The organism is Streptomyces sp. NPDC037054 (genome assembly GCF_055606745.1).
Window position 1 is genome coordinate 283931 of the sequence record NZ_JBVJSJ010000007.1, and the last position, 15764, is coordinate 299694.

At 75.1% G+C, this 15764-nt stretch carries 14 protein-coding genes; 10 read left to right on the forward strand and 4 right to left on the reverse strand.

Going from position 1 to position 15764, the window contains the following annotated elements; genetic code table 11:
• The first annotated feature begins 47 nt into the window (after positions 1 to 47).
• Together ACZ7D7_RS19145 and ACZ7D7_RS19150 are read left to right on the forward strand one after the other, a co-directional pair.
• Positions 48 to 1112 (forward strand): LacI family DNA-binding transcriptional regulator, encoded by a 1065-nt coding sequence (locus ACZ7D7_RS19145; protein WP_470825635.1) that lies wholly within the window; start codon positions 48 to 50, stop codon positions 1110 to 1112.
• A gap of 84 nt (positions 1113 to 1196) precedes the next feature.
• Complete coding sequence (locus ACZ7D7_RS19150; protein ID WP_470825636.1) at positions 1197 to 1712, forward strand: DUF3515 family protein; 516 nt, start codon at positions 1197 to 1199, stop codon at positions 1710 to 1712.
• A gap of 60 nt (positions 1713 to 1772) precedes the next feature.
• Here the strand turns inward: ACZ7D7_RS19150 and ACZ7D7_RS19155 are convergent, their stop codons facing one another.
• Positions 1773 to 2417 carry a ThuA domain-containing protein gene (locus ACZ7D7_RS19155; RefSeq protein WP_470825638.1) on the reverse strand — a complete coding sequence of 215 codons (645 nt, stop codon included), beginning with the start codon at positions 2415 to 2417 and terminating at the stop codon, positions 1773 to 1775.
• Positions 2418 to 2578: 161 nt separating this feature from the next.
• On the opposite strand from ACZ7D7_RS19155, the gene ACZ7D7_RS19160 reads away from it, so the two are divergent.
• Together ACZ7D7_RS19160 and ACZ7D7_RS19165 are read left to right on the forward strand one after the other, a co-directional pair.
• Positions 2579 to 5356, forward strand: coding sequence for a SpoIIE family protein phosphatase (locus ACZ7D7_RS19160; RefSeq protein WP_470825639.1), 2778 nt, complete (start codon positions 2579 to 2581; stop codon positions 5354 to 5356).
• A 76-nt stretch (positions 5357 to 5432) separates the two neighbouring features.
• Entirely contained in the window at positions 5433 to 5837 is a 405-nt protein-coding gene (locus tag ACZ7D7_RS19165; protein WP_470825640.1) for a VOC family protein, read from the forward strand.
• Here ACZ7D7_RS19165 and ACZ7D7_RS19170 read toward each other — a convergent pair.
• Positions 5817 to 6506 (reverse strand): helix-turn-helix domain-containing protein, encoded by a 690-nt coding sequence (locus ACZ7D7_RS19170; protein WP_470825642.1) that lies wholly within the window; start codon positions 6504 to 6506, stop codon positions 5817 to 5819. The genes ACZ7D7_RS19165 and ACZ7D7_RS19170 overlap by 21 nt on opposite strands.
• A 288-nt stretch (positions 6507 to 6794) precedes the next feature.
• Complete coding sequence (locus ACZ7D7_RS19175) at positions 6795 to 7769, reverse strand: AraC family transcriptional regulator (RefSeq protein ID WP_470825643.1); 975 nt, start codon at positions 7767 to 7769, stop codon at positions 6795 to 6797.
• An 82-nt stretch (positions 7770 to 7851) separates the two neighbouring features.
• On the opposite strand from ACZ7D7_RS19175, the gene ACZ7D7_RS19180 reads away from it, so the two are divergent.
• Positions 7852 to 8694: an NAD(P)H-binding protein gene (locus ACZ7D7_RS19180; protein ID WP_470825644.1), complete on the forward strand. Its 843-nt coding sequence runs from the start codon at positions 7852 to 7854 to the stop codon at positions 8692 to 8694.
• Positions 8695 to 8725: 31 nt separating this feature from the next.
• On the opposite strand, the gene ACZ7D7_RS19185 is transcribed toward ACZ7D7_RS19180, so the two are convergent.
• Complete coding sequence (locus tag ACZ7D7_RS19185) at positions 8726 to 9862, reverse strand: YihY/virulence factor BrkB family protein (RefSeq protein ID WP_470825645.1); 1137 nt, start codon at positions 9860 to 9862, stop codon at positions 8726 to 8728.
• A 121-nt stretch (positions 9863 to 9983) separates the two neighbouring features.
• On the opposite strand from ACZ7D7_RS19185, the gene ACZ7D7_RS19190 reads away from it, so the two are divergent.
• From ACZ7D7_RS19190 to ACZ7D7_RS19210, 5 genes are all read left to right on the forward strand, one after another.
• Positions 9984 to 11618 (forward strand): acyl-CoA dehydrogenase family protein, encoded by a 1635-nt coding sequence (locus tag ACZ7D7_RS19190; RefSeq protein WP_470825646.1) that lies wholly within the window; start codon positions 9984 to 9986, stop codon positions 11616 to 11618.
• 301 nt (positions 11619 to 11919) lie between these two features.
• A complete protein-coding gene (locus ACZ7D7_RS19195; protein WP_470825647.1) occupies positions 11920 to 13209 on the forward strand; it encodes a helix-turn-helix domain-containing protein in 1290 nt (429 codons plus the stop codon).
• 145 nt (positions 13210 to 13354) lie between these two features.
• Positions 13355 to 14728, forward strand: coding sequence for a hypothetical protein (locus ACZ7D7_RS19200; protein WP_470825648.1), 1374 nt, complete (start codon positions 13355 to 13357; stop codon positions 14726 to 14728).
• A gap of 115 nt (positions 14729 to 14843) precedes the next feature.
• The gene (locus tag ACZ7D7_RS19205; protein ID WP_470825649.1) at positions 14844 to 15416 is read left to right on the forward strand and encodes a GNAT family N-acetyltransferase; all 573 of its coding nucleotides are present in this window, start codon (positions 14844 to 14846) and stop codon (positions 15414 to 15416) included.
• Between the two features lie 127 nt (positions 15417 to 15543).
• Positions 15544 to 15627, forward strand: coding sequence for a putative leader peptide (locus ACZ7D7_RS19210; RefSeq protein ID WP_310591794.1), 84 nt, complete (start codon positions 15544 to 15546; stop codon positions 15625 to 15627).
• Positions 15628 to 15764: the final 137 nt, after the last annotated feature.

Below are 15764 nucleotides of genomic sequence, written 5' to 3' on the forward strand. Positions count from 1 at the left end.
CCGAAACTTTCCCAGGCCCTCGGGCGGGCCGGAGAGGTGGTTTCCCGATGGTCCGTACGGGGAGTGCGAGCACGGCGGCGGGGCCGACCCTCGCGGTCGTGGCCCGCGAGGCGGGCGTGTCCGTGCCCACCGCGTCCAAGGTGGTCAACGGCCGGGAGGACGTCGCTCCCGAGACCCGCCGCCGCGTCGCGGAGGCGCTGGAGCGGCTCGGCTATGTGCGCCGGCCCCGGTTCGACATGGCCAAGGCGCCCCGGCTCGTCGACCTCGTGGTGCACTCGCTGGACTCCTCCTGGTCGGGTGCCGTGCTGCACGGCGTGGAGGAGGCGGCGTACGACGCGGGCCTGGAGGTCGTGGTCTCGGCGGGGCTGGCGCGGACGCGGGGCGGGCGGCCGGAGCGGGGGTGGCTGGACAAGCTGGTGGCGCGCGGTTCGTCGGGTGCGCTGTTCAACCTGGCCGAGCTGAGCGAGTCGCAGTACGCGTGGCTGGAGCAGCACCGCATCCCGTTCGTGATGATCGACCCCGTCGTGGAGCCGCCGGCGGGGGTGGTGTCGGTGGGCGCGGCGAACTGGCAGGGCGGGGTGACGGCGACGGAGCACCTGCTGGGTCTCGGGCACGAGCGGATCGCGGTGCTCGCCGGGCACCGGCGGAAGATGTGCAGCAGCGCGCGGGTCGCCGGGTACCGCTCGGCACTCGCCGCGGCGGGGGTGCGGCACCGGCCGGAGTACGTGCGGCACGCCGGGTTCGAGGAGGCCGTGGCGCGGCGCCGGATGCTGGAGCTGCTGGATCTGCCGGAGCCGCCGACGGCCGTCTTCGCCTGTTCGGACCGGATGGCGCTGGGGGTGTACGAGGCGCTGGCGGAGCGGGGGTTGCGGGTGCCGGACGACGTGAGTGTGGTCGGTTTCGACGATCTGCCCGAGGCGCGCTGGGTGTCCCCGGCGCTGACCACGGTGCGGCAGCCGCTGGCGGAGATGGCGGCGACGGCGCTGCGGCTGCTGGTCCGCATGATGGACGGCACCCGGCCGGAGGGCACGCGGACGGAGCTGTCGACGCGGCTGGTGGAGCGGGCGAGCACGGCCCGCCCTGGTGGCCGGCCGCTTCGGGGGCGGGGCTAGTCTTGCAGTCGCCCGGTCGTCCGGCCGTCCGCCCGCGGACCCCGGCGACGGGCGGCACGGACTCCTCTCCCCACGGATCGGAACATGCAGGCCGGAAGCCCTCCAGCGAGCAGGTGGCGCAAGAAGCCCGGCCTCGGCACGTGGATCGCCCTCGCCGTGGTCGTGGCCGCGGTGGTCGCCGGCCTGCTGGTCGTCGACGGTCACCGCATCTCCGCCGCCCCGCACGCCGGTGACCCGAAGTGCGAGAAGGTCCTCTCGCGCGCCCCGGAGGAGATACCGGGCATGCAGCGGGACTGGGCGATCGGCGAGGCCGTCGCGTCCTGGGGCGGCCGGGCGGCGGTGCTGCGCTGCGGCGCCGAGGAGCTCCCCCCGAACGTCAACCTGTGCGTCACCGTCGACGGCGTCGACTGGGTCCTGGACGAGACGCGCCTGAAGGCGGACGGCGTGAGCGTGCTGCGGACGTACGGCCGCTCCCCCGCCGTCGAGTTCACGTACACGGGGCCGCGCTCCGAGGTGGGCGGTCTGCTGACCGAGCTGAACCGCACCGTCGACTGGATCCCGCAGAAGCGGAAGTGCGTCGGCCTCCAGGACGCCCTGTAGCCGACGCGCCGGGTCCGCAGGCTCGGCCTCGAAGCGCGTCGGGCCCGGAGGGGACGACGCCTAGTGGCGGGCCGCCCAGCTGATGCCGCCCAGCAGGTGGGACCGGAAGTCCGGATCCCGGTACGCCTCGGAGGTGTGGCCCAGTGCCGTGTAGAAGACGCGGCCCCGGCCCTGTTCCCGGCACCAGGCGAGCGGGTGGTCCGCCCCCATGCCGCCGCCCTCGTACGACGTCTCGTCGGCGCTGATCAGGACGCGTACCGCCGGGCGCGGGTTGGTGCGGAAGTCGTACCACTCGTCGGTGAAGTCCCACACGGCCGGCAGGTGCCGGGTCGCCGGGTGGTCCCGGTCCTCGACCACCGCCTTGCCGGGCTGGAGGGCGGGGTGGCGGTCGAAGCGGGCGCCCAGCAGTTCGCCGTAGTAGGGCCAGTCGTACTCGGTGCAGGCGGCGGCGTGCACGCCGACGAAGCCGCCGCCGGACTCGACGTACGCGGTGAGCCGCTCGCGGCCCGCCCGGGTCAGCACCTCGCCGCTGGTGGAGAGGAACACGACGGCGGCGAAGGCGTCCAGGGGCGCTTCGAGGGCCGCGGGGTCCTCGGTGGCGGTGACGGCGAAGCCGCCGAGGGTGCGCAGGGCGGCGACGGCGTCCGGGATGGAGTCGTGCCGGTAGTCGGTGGTGCGGGTGTACACGAGGAGTCGGGGCGCCATGGCACCGAGCCTATGCCGGTGCCGCGGCCGTTCCCAGGGAGTCGATCACACGGAAAGTCCCGGCCGGCGCTTCACTCGCCCGGCTCAGGCCCGTACCGCTGTGACCTGCGCCGATGAGGTGACCTTGGCCCCGACGTCGCCAGGTGCTGCACACTTGACCCATGGCCAGTCCCGATCCGCCCGGGGCGCTGCGGCGCCGGTGCCCCCGGAGCCCGAGGAGCGCGGCGTCGGCCCGGCGCCTCGTCGGAGAGGCACTGGGCGATTCCGCTCCGGACGTGGTCGACACGGCCCAGTTGCTGGCCGGCGAGCTCGTGACCAACGCGCTGCTGCACGCCGCCACCGAGGTCGAGGTGGCCGCCTGGTCCCTGAACGGCAGGGTCTGCGTGCGGGTCGGCGACCACCGCCCGAGCCGCACCCTGGTCCCGCACGACCTGCCGCCGTACGCCGGTACGGGCCAGGGGCTGTCCCTGGTCCGGCAGCTCGCGTCGCGGCACGGCGTGGAGAGCGACGCGTGCCGCAAGACGGTGTGGTTCGAGCTGTGGCCCGAGGGCCGGCCACCGCCGCCGTCGCAGTGGCAGTCCCCGGTGTCGTCCACCGACGTCGCACCCCGCGAGACCGTGACGCTGGTCGACGTGCCGGCCGCCCTGTGCTCGGCGTCCCAGCAGCACCGGCACGCGCTGCTGCGGGAGTTGGCGCTGGCCGTGGCGGGCGGCGCCGACCTGGGGGTGGCGCCGGAGGACCTCGTCGTCGCGCTCGACGCCAACAACGTGATCAGCGCCTGCGTCACCGCGGCGCTGGCGGGGCAGCCGCCCCGCGCGGACATGCGCTCGCTGCCCCTGTCCCTGCCGACGGACGCCGCGCACGCGATGCGCACCCTGCGCCGGGTGCTCGACGCGGCCGAGGAGGCCGCCCGGCGGGAGCTGCTGCTGACGCTTCCGGGGCTGCCGCGCGTCCGGTTCTTCCAGGACTGGCTGTTCGACCAGGTCGTCGACCAGTTGGAGGGCGGCCGGCCGACGGCGTGGACGCTGGTGCCGCGCGTGGCGGGCGCGGGCCCGTCGGAGCTGGCGCCGTGGGACGCGGCCCACGCGCGGGCCGGGCGGATCGCGACCGTCGCCGCCGACGAGAGCAACCGGATCGTCGCCGTCAACGGGCCGGCCGCCGATCTGCTCGGCTGGCACGCCGACGACCTGGTGGGGCGGAAGCTGACCGCGCTCATCCCGGAGCATCTGCGGGACCGGCACCGCTCCGCCTTCGCGTCTCTGCTGCTGACCGGAGAGTCCCGCATCGTGGACCGTTCGGTGCCGCTGCCGGCGCTGCACCACGACGGTCATCTGGTCCCGGTGCGGCTGTTCGTGCAGACGCAGGAGATGGCCGACGGGCGGACGGTGTTCGTCGCCCAGCTCACCCCGCGGGCGGCGGCGTCGGCCGACTCCCCGCCCACGCCGGTGCCGACCCGGCAGGCCCCGCCGCACCCGGACGGCCCGGCGGCCCCGGCAGCCCCCGCGGTCCCGGTGCGGGCTTCCGCCGCGCCGCCCGGGACCGGCGCGCTCCGGCCGAAGGCGCCCGGCGCCGGGGCGCCGCGGGACGGTGCGCGCATCTCCGCACCGGCCCCGGCCACGGCTCCCGGGACCGACGCCTCCGACCCCGAGTTCCCCGGCACCCAGGCCCCCGGGGCGTCGGCGGGCATGTCGGCGCTGGACCGGCTCTCCCTGCTGGCGGACACCGGTGCGGCGCTGAGCAACACCATGGAGCTCGACGAGGGGCTCGAGATCGTGGGTCACATCCTGACCCAGCGGCTGGCCGACTGGTGCGTGGTGGATCTGCTCACCGAGCACTCCCGGGTGGACCGGGCGTGCGTCGTGCACCGCGATCCCGGCGGGCTGCGACCGCAGGACTTCGAGGGCAGGCTGCCGCCGGTCAACGAGGAGGCCCGCGGCCCGCTCGCCCGCGTGCTGCGCGGCGCGGGCCCGCTGCTGCTGACGCAGGCACCGCCGTCGAGCCGGGGCAGCCCGCTGGACACCGGATACCGGGAGCTGTTCCTGCGGCTGGGCGCCGGCAGCGCGGTCGTGGCGCCGATGCGGGCCCGGCGGGAGATCGTGGGCGCGCTGACGGTGGCCCGGGCGAGCGGGCGTCGGCCGTTCACCGAGGAGGACCTGTCGCTGGTCGACGACCTGGTCCGCACCCTCGCGCTCGGCGTGGACAACGCCCGTCTCTACCAGGACACCCGGCATGTCGCCGAGCGCCTCCAGCGGTCCATGCTGCCGGACGTCGGGCACCTGGGCATGGCGGCCCGGTACGCGGCGTCGTCCACGACCACGCAGGTCGGCGGCGACTGGTACGACAGCTTCGTGCTGCCCATCGGGGACACCGCGCTGGTCATCGGGGACGTGACCGGGCACAACCTGGACGCGACGATCGCCATGAGCCAGTTGCGCAGCATGCTGCGCGGCATCGCCGTGGACCGGCAGGAGCCCCCGGAGACGGTGCTGCGCCGCCTGGACGCGGCCAATCACAGCCTGTACCGGGAGGCCACCGCCACCTGCATCTACGGTCTGCTGCGGGGCGGCGCGAGGGGTCCCTGGGAGCTGGACTACTCGTCCGCCGGGCATCTGCCGCCGCTGCTGACCACGGAGGACGGCGAGACCAGCTATCTGACCGAGGGCGGGGGGCTGCTGCTCGGCATGGACCCGGACACGGCCAGGCCGCGCGCCACGTGTCCGGTGCCGGCCCGTTCGACGCTGCTGTTCTACACGGACGGGCTGATCGAGCGGCGCGGTGAGCATCTGGACGAGGCGATGGAGCGGTTGCGGCTGCGCACCGCCGACCTGGCGCGCGAGCCGCTGGACGTGTTCTGCGACGAACTGCTGATCGGGCTCGGCGCGGACAACGACGACGACATCGCGGTGCTCGCGGTGCGGCCGGTGCCTCCGGCGGGCTGACGCCGGGGCCGCCCCGGGTGTGGCGACGTCCGATTCGTTCAAGACCGGCCGTCGCCGCGCTGCCTACGGTGGCCGTATGAGTGCACGATTCGATGCCGTGGGCCTGGTCGTCTCCGACATGGCCGCTTCCGTCACGTTCTACCGCCGCCTCGGGTTCGCCTTCCCGGCGGGCGCCGAGGAGTTGCCGCACGCCGAGGCCGAACTGCCCGGCGGGCTGCGGCTGTTGCTGGACACCGAGGACACCGTGCGGTCCTTCCGCCCCGGTTGGCTGCCGCCCTCCGGCGGGGGCCGCGCCTCGCTGGCGCTGCGGTGCGACGACCCGGGTGAGGTGGACTCGCTGTACAAGGAGTTGGTGGGCGCCGGCTGTCATGGTGAGCTGGCGCCGTGGGACGCGGTGTGGGGGCAGCGGTACGCCGTGGTGCTGGACCCCGACGGCAACGGCGTGGACCTGTTCGCGCCGCTACCGGCCGCCGCCGAGTAGCTCGCGCGGCGCGAGTCCCGTCAACTCCCGCACGTCACGCGACAGGTGGGCCTGGTCGGCGTAGCCCGCGCGGGCGGCGGTCGCCGCGAGGGGGACGCCGGAGCGGGCGAGCGCCAGGGCCCGTTGCAGGCGCAGGACGCGGGCCAGCGTCTTGGGTCCGTAGCCGAAGGCGGTCAGTGAGCGGCGGTGCAACTGGCGCGCGGTGAGGCCGAGTTCCGCGGCGAGGGCGCCGACGGGACGGCCCGTGCCGAGGCCGGTCACGAGGTGCCGCAGCAGGGGGTCGGGGGTGCCGGCCCCGGTGTCGGCGGCCCGGCTCACAGCGAGGGCCTCCAGGCCGGTGGCCGGGTCGTCGGCCGCTTCGACGCGCGCGGTGAGGCGTCGTACGAGGGGCGCCGGCCACAGGTCGGCCAGGGGCACGCGCCGGTCGCGCAGTTCGTGCGCGGGCACGCCGAGGAGGGCGGGCGCGGTGCCGGGGAAGAGGCGGACGCCGGCCCAGGCGGTGGGCGGGCCGTCGGTGACGTGGGCGCGGGTGTCGGGGCCGGCGACCAGCAGCGTGCCCTCGCTCCACAGCAGGTCCATGCAGCCGTCGGGCAGCACGCGCCCCGGCCCGGTCGGGGTGTTGCTCCACACGACCGCCCCGGCCAGCCGCGCCGCCCGCTCCACGTACACGCCGCCCAGGCTACGCCGCCCGAAACCGCGCCACCCGCACCGCACCGCGCCCGACCCCCACCGCCCGCAACACCGCCACCCGCGCCGCACCCGACCCGCGCCGCCCGCAGCCGCGCCACCCCCACCGCCCGCAACCGCGCCACCCCCACCGCCCGCAACCGCGCCACATCCGACCCGTGCCGCCCGCACGCGCGCCACCCGCGCCACATCCGACCCGCGCCGCCCACAACCGCGCCACCCGCACCGCGCCCACCCCCGCCGCGCCCCGCGCCCGTGATGGCCCCGGCGTCAGCCCAGCCGCCCCAGCCGGTGCTCCTGGGGGCTGACCCCGTAGGCGCGTTTGAAGGCGGTCGACAGGGCGAACGCCGTGCCGTAGCCGACCTGGCGGGCGATGGCGGCGACGGTGTCCTCGGTGTCGCGGAGCCGGTCGGCGGCGAGGGCGAGGCGCCAGGCGGTGAGGTACGTCATCGGGGGTTCGCCGACGAGGGAGGTGAAGCGGCGGGCGAGCGCGGCGCGGGACACCCCTGCCTTCGCGGCGAGTCCGGCGACGGTCCAGGGGTGGGCAGGGTCGTCCTGGATCAGGCGCAGGGCCCGGCCGACGACCGGGTCGGCGAGGGCGAGGTACCAGCCGGGCGGCGCCGCCTCGGGCCGGGCGAACCAGGTGCGCAGCGCGGCGATGACGAGCAGGTCGAGCAGCCGGTCGAGGACGACGTCCTGGCCGGGTTCGTCGCGGACGATCTCCGCCGTGAGCAGCGGGGTGAGCGGGCAGTCCCAGTCGTCGGAGGCGAGGGTGAGCAGCGGCGGCAGCGCGTCGAGCAGCCGGCCGCCGATCTCGCCGCGCATGAGGTAGGTGCCGATCAGGACGACGGTGCCGCCGTCGAGCCGGTCGCCCCAGGTGCGTACGCCGAGGTCCATGGTGCCGTTGAGGGGGCGCCCGTCGGGGTGGCTGCACCGGCCGCCGGGCAGGATCAGCGCCTGCGGTGCGGTGTCGGGGTGGTCGGCGCAGGTGTAGGCGCCGGGGCCGCGCGCGATGGCGAGGTCACCGGCCCGCAGCCGTACGGGTTCGCCCGTCTCGGGCAGGATCCAGGCATCGCCGCGGACCATGACCATCACGGACAGCGGAGCCCGGTCCTCGACGCGCACGGCCCACGGCGGGTCGAAGCAGGCGCGGATCATGAACGCCCCGCGGGCGCGGGGGCCTTCCAGCAGGCCCGTGAGGGGGTCGCCCCGCAGGAGCGTGTCCGGCCGGGCAGGAGCGTCCATGGGCCCAAGCGTAGACGCGGGCGTATGCGGGTGAGCCGCTCGGCGATGGTTCCGTGCCGCGTACGGCAGTTGACTCGGTGGCATGGCAAAGAACACGCGGAGCACGCGGGACATGACGGTGGTGGTGACGGGCGCTACGGGGCGTACCGGGCGGCGGGTGGCCGAGGCGGCGCGCGCGGCGGGGCCGGCGGTGCGGGAGGCGTCGCGGCGCACGGGGTTCGACTGGCGGGACCGTTCGACGTGGGCGGACGTGCTGCGCGGCGCGGACGCGGCCTATCTGGTGCATCCCTCGGACGTCGGCGCGCCGGGCGCGGCGGAGGAGGTGGGTGAGCTGGCGCGGGCGGCGGTCGGGCTCGGTGTGCGGCGGCTGGTGCTGCTGTCGGCGCGGGGCCAGGAGCGGGCGTTGCCGACGGAGGAGGCGCTGCGCGCGTCGGGCGCGGACTGGACGGTCGTGCGGGCGGCGTGGTTCGCGCAGAACTTCAGCGAGGGCCCGCTGGTGGAAGGGCTGCGGCTGGGCGGGGAGCTGGTGTTCCCGGGCGGTGAGGTGCCGGAGCCGTTCGTCGACGCGCGGGACATCGCGGACGTGGTGGTGGCGGTGCTCGGGGACGACGCGTACGTGGGGCGGGAGGTGGCCGTGTCGGGGCCGCGGCTGCTGACCTGGGGCGCGGCGGTCGCGGAGATCGGGGAGGCGGCGGACCGGACGCTGGTGTACCGGTCGGTGTCGCCGCGCGCGTACGGGGAGGTGCTGACGTCGTTCGGGGTGCCGGACGGGGAGGCGGCGTTCCTGGTGGAGTTGTTCGAGGCGCTGCTGGACGGCCGCAACGCGCATGTGTCGGACGGTGTCGAGCGGGTGCTGGGCCGGCCGCCGCGGGACTTCGCCGAGTTCGCGCGGGACGCGGCGGCGCGGGGCACCTGGTCGGTGTGAAGGGCTGCCGCGCCCCGTGCGGGGCGCGGTGTCACTTCTCGTCGTGCGGTGGGCCGTCCCCGTGGCGCGGGGCGCTCTTGACGTGGGTGCGCAGCCGGGCGGAGACGTCCTCGGGGGGCAGGAAGCGGGACCAGCGTTCGGGGAACTCGGACGGCATGTCCGGGTCGGACCCGCCGCCGGCCGCGGTCCGCGCCACGTACTCGGCGACCTGTGCCTGCCGCAGCCGTTCGTTCGCCTCGCGGGCGGCGGCGGTGGCGGCGGCCGGCCACACCCGGTCGATCGCGGCGTTGACGGCGGCGCCGACGAGGACGGCGAACGCGGACACGCCGATCCACAGCAGGACGGCGACGGGCGCGGCGAGCGAGCCGTAGATGGTGGGGCCCTCGACGGTGCTGGTGAGGTAGATGCGCAGCAGGGAGCTGCCCAGCACCCACATGCCGAGGGCGACGAGCGCGCCGGGGACGTCCTCGATCCAGGGGGAGCGCACGGGCACGGACACGTGGTAGAGCGTGGTCAGGAAGGCGATCGACAGCAGGATCACGACGGGCCAGTACAGGACCTGCACGACGGTCGTCGACCAGGGCACGATCCGGACGACGGCGTCGGGTCCGGCGACCATCAGCGGCAGGGCGACGGAGCCGATGAGCAGCGCCACGACGAAGAGCAGGAAGGCCAGCAGGCGGGTCTTGACGATGCCGCGGACGCCGTCGAGGCCGTACATGACGGTGATGGTGTCGATGAAGACGTTCACGGCGCGCGAGCCGGACCACAGGGCGAACAGGAAGCCGATGGAGATGATGTCGGGCCGGCCGCCCTTCATCACGTCGTGCAGGATCGGCTCCGCGATCTGCTGGACGCCCCGGTCGGACAGGACGGTGCGGGCGGCGTCGAGGATGTTCTGCTGGAGGCTCTCGATGGTGTCGGCGCCGGTCCAGGCGTCGACGTAGCCGAGCAGGCCGATCATGCTGAGCAGCAGGGGCGGCACGGACAGCAGGGTGAAGAACGCCGCTTCGGCCGCGAGGCCCAGGATGCGGTACTCGATGCAGGAGTTGACGGTGTCCTTCAGCAGCAGCCAGGCGGTCCTGCGTTTGGAGACGTTCCGGTAGAGCGCGCGGGCGCGGTGGAGTCGGCCGGAGGGCCTGTCGGGGGTTTCACTTGCTGGCTGCACGCACTAAAGGTATCCGTCGCGCGGGGCCGCGCTCATCCACCGGGCCCGGTGCCGTCCGCCGCGGACCGGTGGCCGTGTCACTCTGGTGACCTCCGCCGTGCCGAGGGGTAGGTTCGCAGACATGTCAGGCAGCACCCACCGCGTCACCAATCAGGCTCCGCCGCTGGTCGGACACGACGTGTTCGCCGCGGACCGGGCGCTGGCGGAGGCGGTCGAACGGCATCTGGACCCGGCGCTCCTGGACGAGGCGCGCGGCGAGTTGTCGGCGCTCGGGCGGTCGGCGGGATCGGCGCAGTTGCAGGAGTGGGCGGCGCAGGCCAACGAGAACCCGCCCGTGCTGCGCACCCACGACCGGTACGGGAACCGCGTCGACGAGGTCGACTTCCATCCGGCGTGGCACCGGCTGCTGGGCAAGGGCGTGTCGGCGGGGCTGACGTCGGCGTGGACGCGGCCGGGCGGGCACGTGCGGCGGGCGGCCGGGTTCGTGGTGTGGACGCAGGCGGAGGCCGGCAGCGGCTGCCCGCTGTCGATGACGCACGCGGCGGTGCCCGCGCTGCGCGCGGATCCGGCGCTCGCGGCGGAGTGGGAGCCGCGGCTGACGTCCACGATCTACGAGCGGGAGCTGCGGCCGGCGGGGCAGAAGTCCGGTGCCCTGTTCGGGATGGGCATGACGGAGAAGCAGGGCGGCAGCGACGTACGGGCGAACACGACGGCGGCCCGGCCGCTGGCCGAGGACGGCACGTACGGGCTGACGGGGCACAAGTGGTTCTGTTCGGCGCCGATGTCGGACGCGTTCCTGGTGCTCGCGCAGGCGCCGGGCGGGCCGACGTGCTTTCTGGTGCCGCGGGTGCTGGCGGACGGCTCGCGCAACGTGTTCCTGATCCAGCGGCTGAAGGACAAGCTGGGCAACCGGTCGAACGCGTCGGCGGAGGTCGAGTTCGACGGGACGTGGGCGCGCCGGGTCGGTGAGGAGGGGCGCGGGGTGCGCACCATCATCGGGATGGTGGCGGCGACCCGGCTGGACTGTGTGCTGGGCTCGGCGGGTCTGATGCGGCAGGCCGTCGCGCAGGCGGTGCACCACTGCACGTACCGGGAGGCGTTCGGCGGGCGGCTCGTCGACAAGCCGCTGATGCGCAACGTGCTCGCGGATCTGGCGCTGGAGTCGGAGGCGGCGACGACGCTGGCGCTGCGGCTGGCCGCCGCGTACGACGACGGCGGTGAGCAGGAGCGGGCGTTGCTGCGGCTGGCGGTGCCGGCGGCGAAGTACTGGGTGACGAAGCGGTGCGCGCCGGTGGCGGTGGAGGCGGCGGAGTGCCTGGGCGGCAACGGGTACGTGGAGGAGTCGGGGCTGCCGCGGCTGGTGCGGGAGTCGCCGCTCAACTCGATCTGGGAGGGCGCCGGGAACGTGCAGGCCCTGGACGTGCTGCGGGCGCTCGGCCGGGAGCCGGCCGCTCTCGACGCGTATCTGCGGGAGGTGGGTCTGGCGCGCGGCGCGGACCACCGGCTGGACCGGGCGATCAAGGACCTGCTGACCGAACTCGCCGATCTGGAGGGTGTCGAGGCGCGGGCGCGGCGGGTCGCGGAGCGGGTCGCGCAGGTGTTGCAGGGGTCGCTGCTGGTGCGGTTCGCGCCGCCGGAGGTCGCGGACGCGTTCTGCGCGTCGCGGCTGGGCGGTGACGGTGGCGCGGCGTTCGGCACGCTGCCGCACACCCTGGACCTGGCGTCGGTGGTGGAGCGGGCCCGGCCGGAGCGTTAGGACGCGGTGCGGGTCCCGCGGGTGCGGGCCGACGCGGGGGTGGTGCTGCGCCGACACGGCACCACCCCCGCAGCACTGGCCCTGTCGGACCACGCGCGTCGCTCGGGGCGACGTCGCTCAAGTTTCAATCACCGCACGTGTGTCCCACCAGGGTTGCGAGGGGTTGCAACTTGTCCGTCACTGTGAGCGGACTGGGCCCGTCCGTCCACGCCGGACGGCACCATGAGACGGAGGGTCAGGGAGGGTCCGCCTTCCTGGCTTCCTTCCCCGTTCTTCCTTCGTTCTGCTTCCGGGAGGACCAGTGGCGCTCTCGCCGATGGACGTGACGCAGCTCGCCGTCGTCGACACGACGCGCGCGGCCCGGGTACTCAGCGAGATCCGCTCCGCGACGCTCTCGGGCCGGCCGACCCCGCTGCCGCCGCGCCCGGTGATCGGGCAGTCGTGGGAAAGAGTGCTGCGGGGCGGCCTCGACCCGGACCACGAGTCCAGAGCCACACCGCTCGACGCGGACGAGGTGCGGCGCCGGCGCGAGGCGTCGGAGCTGCGCCATGTGCTGCCGGTGCTGCGTGAGGGGCTGGTGTCGATCGCCGACGTCACCCGGCACATCATGGTGGTGGCCGACGCGGACGGGCGGGTGCTGTGGCGGGAGGGCAGCGCGCCGGTGCTGCGCAAGGCCGACGGGATCGGGTTCGAGGTGGGCGCGGACTGGCGGGAGAACGTCGTCGGCACGAACGGGGTGGGCACGGTCACGGTCACCCGGCGTCCGGTGCAGGTGTTCGCGTCCGAGCACTTCTCGCGCTCGCAGACCGGCTGGACCTGTGCCGGGGCGCCCATCACGGACCCGCGGGACGGCCGGCTGCTCGGCGTGGTCGACGTGAGCGGGCCGCTGGACACGATGCACCCGGCCACGCTCGCCTGGGTCGACTCGGTGGCCAAGCTCGCCGAGGCGCGGCTGCGGGAGCGTCATCTGCGGGCGCTGGAGCGGCTGCGGGCGGTGGCGGCGCCGGTGCTGGCCCGGATCGGCGGCCGGGCGCTGGTCGTGGACCGGGACGGCTGGACGGCGGCGGTGACCGGGCTGCCGTACACGGACCGGGTCGCGCTGCCCAAGTCGCTGACGGCGGGCATGCGGTGGCTGCCGGCGCTGGGGCTGTGCTCGGTGGAGCCGCTGACCAGGGGCTGGCTCGTGCGGGTCGAGGAGGAGCCGGTGCGGCACGGGGTCACCCGGATCGCGCTGGACCTGCGCAGGCCGCGCCGCTGGTCGCTGGAGGTGGCCGGCGGCTCGGGCTCCTTCAGTCACGAACTGAGTCCCCGGCACGCCGAGTTGCTGTTCCTGCTGGCGACGCACCGGGCGGGGCGCAGCGCGTCGGAACTCGCCGAGGACCTGTTCGGCGACCCGGCCCGCACGGTGACGGTACGGGCCGAGATGTCGCGGGTCAGGCGGTATCTCGGGGGATTCCTGCAACATCGGCCGTATCGTTTCCGCGACGAGGCGGAGGTCGAGGTCCTGTTCCCCGACGACCCGGCCGACCTGCTGCCGCACTCGACGGCACCGGCGGTGGCCCGGCACCGGACCCCGGCGGCACCGTGCTGACCGCGTCGCGGGCCGCCGCGCATTTGCGGGGTCTTCGCCCCCGACCCGGCACGTCTGCCGTAGCATCCGTCTTCGGGTCACCCCACCTGCTCCTCGACCAACACGTGGATCACCCGGCGCAGTTGGCCCGGCTCAGGAGGACGGCATGAAGCAACGCGGCAGGCACCGCAGGCGCAGACGCGGCCGGGTGCTGCGCGGCGCCCTGGCGGGTGCCGCGCTCGGGCTGACGGCCGCGGCGACCATGATCAGCGCCTCGCAGGCCACGGTCACCGAGGACCCGGGTGCCCTGCGGCCGCTCACCTCCGCGGCGGACACCGGCAGGCTGCGGCTCACCGAGCACCCGGTGCCGCCCGCGTCCGAACGCCTCGCCGCCTCACTGGGCCGTCCCGTCGGCGTGGGCGCCGTCCTCGCCGACGCCGACCGCACCCTGCGCGAGAAGGACCGCTGCACGGGCCGGGAGCGGGCCGCCCTGCCCGTGTCCCCGGCGGCCACCCGCGCCTACTGCTGGGACGACGCCGACACGGCGGGCTGGCGGCCGGGCGCGGTCACCACCTCCGGGGACGCGGACGACGACGGCCGCTGGGGCGAGAACCGCGTGATCCTGTCGGCCTGGAGCCGGGAGGCGCCCGCGGGACGCGACCCCGACCGGGGCGCCACGGCGGCCGACGGCCCGGCCCGCGTCGCCTTCGTCGACGCGAACGACCCCGAGCGCCTCGCCTACACGTGGGTGCTGCTCGCCGCCCCCTCCCCCGACGGGCGCGACCTGCGGGAACTCGACTCGTCGGTGTCCGGGATGGTCTGGTACCAGGACAAACTCCTCGTCACCGCCGGCCACGCGGACCGCACCGCCCTGTACGTCTACGACATGGACCGCATCCGGCGGACGGACGGCGGCCCGGGCGCCGAGAGCGGGTCCGGCACAGTGGGCCGGGCCGAGAGCCGGTCCGGCGCCGAAGGCCCCAGTGGCGACGCGCCGCGGGCGGGCGAGGGCCGGGCCGTGCACGGCTGCCGGTACGTGCTGACGCCGGTCGCGTCCTACCGGCTGTCCGGCGGCGCCGGTGCGCCCAGGCCCGACAGCGTCTCCCTGGACCGCAGCACCGCTCCGGACAGCCTCGCCGTGAGCGACTGGGTCTCCCCCGACGGCGACGCCCGCACCCGGCTGTGGCGCTACCCGTTCAGCGCCGACCCGGCCCGCGCCGGCCTGCTGGACACCGACGCGGACGGTCACGTCCGCGCCGACGAGGCGTACGAGACGCGGGTGACGGGCGTCCAGGGCGTGCTGTCGCACCGTGCCGCCTGGTACCTGGGCCGCCCGGTCGGCACGTTCGAGGGCCACGGCGCGCTGTGGCGCCAGGACACCGAGGGCGCCCACCCGGCCCGCTGCGGCACCGACCGGACGCACCACTGCTGGAGCGGCCCGGCCACGTCCCTGTCCCACTGGGTGGCCACGGGCGAGGTCTGGTCCCAGTCGTCCCGCACCCTGTTCGCGGTCCCGCTGGCCTCCCTCGCCGAGGACTGAGGGCCGGCAAGACCGAGGGCTGAGGTCTGCCCGGACCGAGTGCCCAGGGCCGCCGGGGCGGGCGGCCCGGACCCTCGATCGACAGACGCGCGAGCGGGATGATTCCCTGACGGGCATGAGCAACATCGCCGTGACCACCTGGTCCCTGGAGCAGACCGCCCCCGGTGACCTGCTGCCGGCCGCCGAGCCCGAGGGCGACGTGCGGATCGTGTGCGCCGAGGTGCCCTCCCCCGAGTTCAGCCGTTTCCTGTACACGTCGGTCGGCGGCGACCTGCGCTGGATCGACCGCCTGGGGTGGACGTACGCGCGGTGGCGGGAGCACCTGGAGCGGCCCGGCGTGGAGACCTGGGTGGCCCACGACCGCGGCACACCCGCGGGCTACGTGGAACTGGAGGCGCAGGACGACGGCGTGGTGGAGATCGTCCACTTCGGTCTGCTCCCCGCCTTCCGGGGGCGCGGCATCGGCGGCCACCTGCTGTCGTACGGGACCGCGCGCGCCTGGGACCTCGCCGACCGCCGGCCCGGGCTCGCCCCGACGAAGCGGGTGTGGCTGCACACGTGCAGCAAGGACGGCGAGTACGCCATGGCGAACTACCTGCGGCGCGGCTTCCGGCTGTTCGACACCAGGGTCGAGGAAGAAGCGGACGGCCCCACCCCAGGTCCCTGGCCGGGGGCCTGTCCGGCCTGACCTGCGCCGACAAGACCGCTCGCGCGGAGTGTGACCACGGACACCCTTGTCTCTCTCTTCGAGACAAGGGTGTCCGAATATTGGACGAAGCTGGACTGTGTCCAGATCGCCGTGACACGCTTCCGTCATGTCTGGAACTGGAATTGCCTTGGTGAGTCGGCGGCACGTCGACCTCGGCCGCATGTCCAGCGCCATCTGTCCGGCGCGCTGACGCACCTCCCCCGGCCCCCGGGCCGCGGGTTCCAGCAGCGCCGGCACTCTCTTCCGTTCCCCCTCCGCGCAACGAAGCGCACGTATGCCCATGCGCCCCTATGCGCAGGTCAGAGACTAATTCCGCCTGTCCCGAAG

Excerpts from the sequence above, each read along its gene's own strand:
- ACZ7D7_RS19145 (WP_470825635.1), top strand. The coding sequence starts at position 48 with ATGGTCCGTACGGGGAGTGCGAGCACGGCGGCGGGGCCGACCCTCGCG.
- ACZ7D7_RS19150 (WP_470825636.1), top strand. The coding sequence starts at position 1,197 with ATGCAGGCCGGAAGCCCTCCAGCGAGCAGGTGGCGCAAGAAGCCCGGC.
- ACZ7D7_RS19155 (WP_470825638.1), bottom strand. The coding sequence starts at position 2,417 with ATGGCGCCCCGACTCCTCGTGTACACCCGCACCACCGACTACCGGCAC.
- ACZ7D7_RS19160 (WP_470825639.1), top strand. The coding sequence starts at position 2,579 with ATGGCCAGTCCCGATCCGCCCGGGGCGCTGCGGCGCCGGTGCCCCCGG.
- ACZ7D7_RS19165 (WP_470825640.1), top strand. The coding sequence starts at position 5,433 with ATGAGTGCACGATTCGATGCCGTGGGCCTGGTCGTCTCCGACATGGCC.
- ACZ7D7_RS19175 (WP_470825643.1), bottom strand. The coding sequence starts at position 7,769 with ATGGACGCTCCTGCCCGGCCGGACACGCTCCTGCGGGGCGACCCCCTC.
- ACZ7D7_RS19180 (WP_470825644.1), top strand. The coding sequence starts at position 7,852 with ATGGCAAAGAACACGCGGAGCACGCGGGACATGACGGTGGTGGTGACG.
- ACZ7D7_RS19190 (WP_470825646.1), top strand. The coding sequence starts at position 9,984 with ATGTCAGGCAGCACCCACCGCGTCACCAATCAGGCTCCGCCGCTGGTC.
- ACZ7D7_RS19200 (WP_470825648.1), top strand. The coding sequence starts at position 13,355 with ATGAAGCAACGCGGCAGGCACCGCAGGCGCAGACGCGGCCGGGTGCTG.
- ACZ7D7_RS19205 (WP_470825649.1), top strand. The coding sequence starts at position 14,844 with ATGAGCAACATCGCCGTGACCACCTGGTCCCTGGAGCAGACCGCCCCC.
- ACZ7D7_RS19210 (WP_310591794.1), top strand. The coding sequence starts at position 15,544 with ATGTCTGGAACTGGAATTGCCTTGGTGAGTCGGCGGCACGTCGACCTC.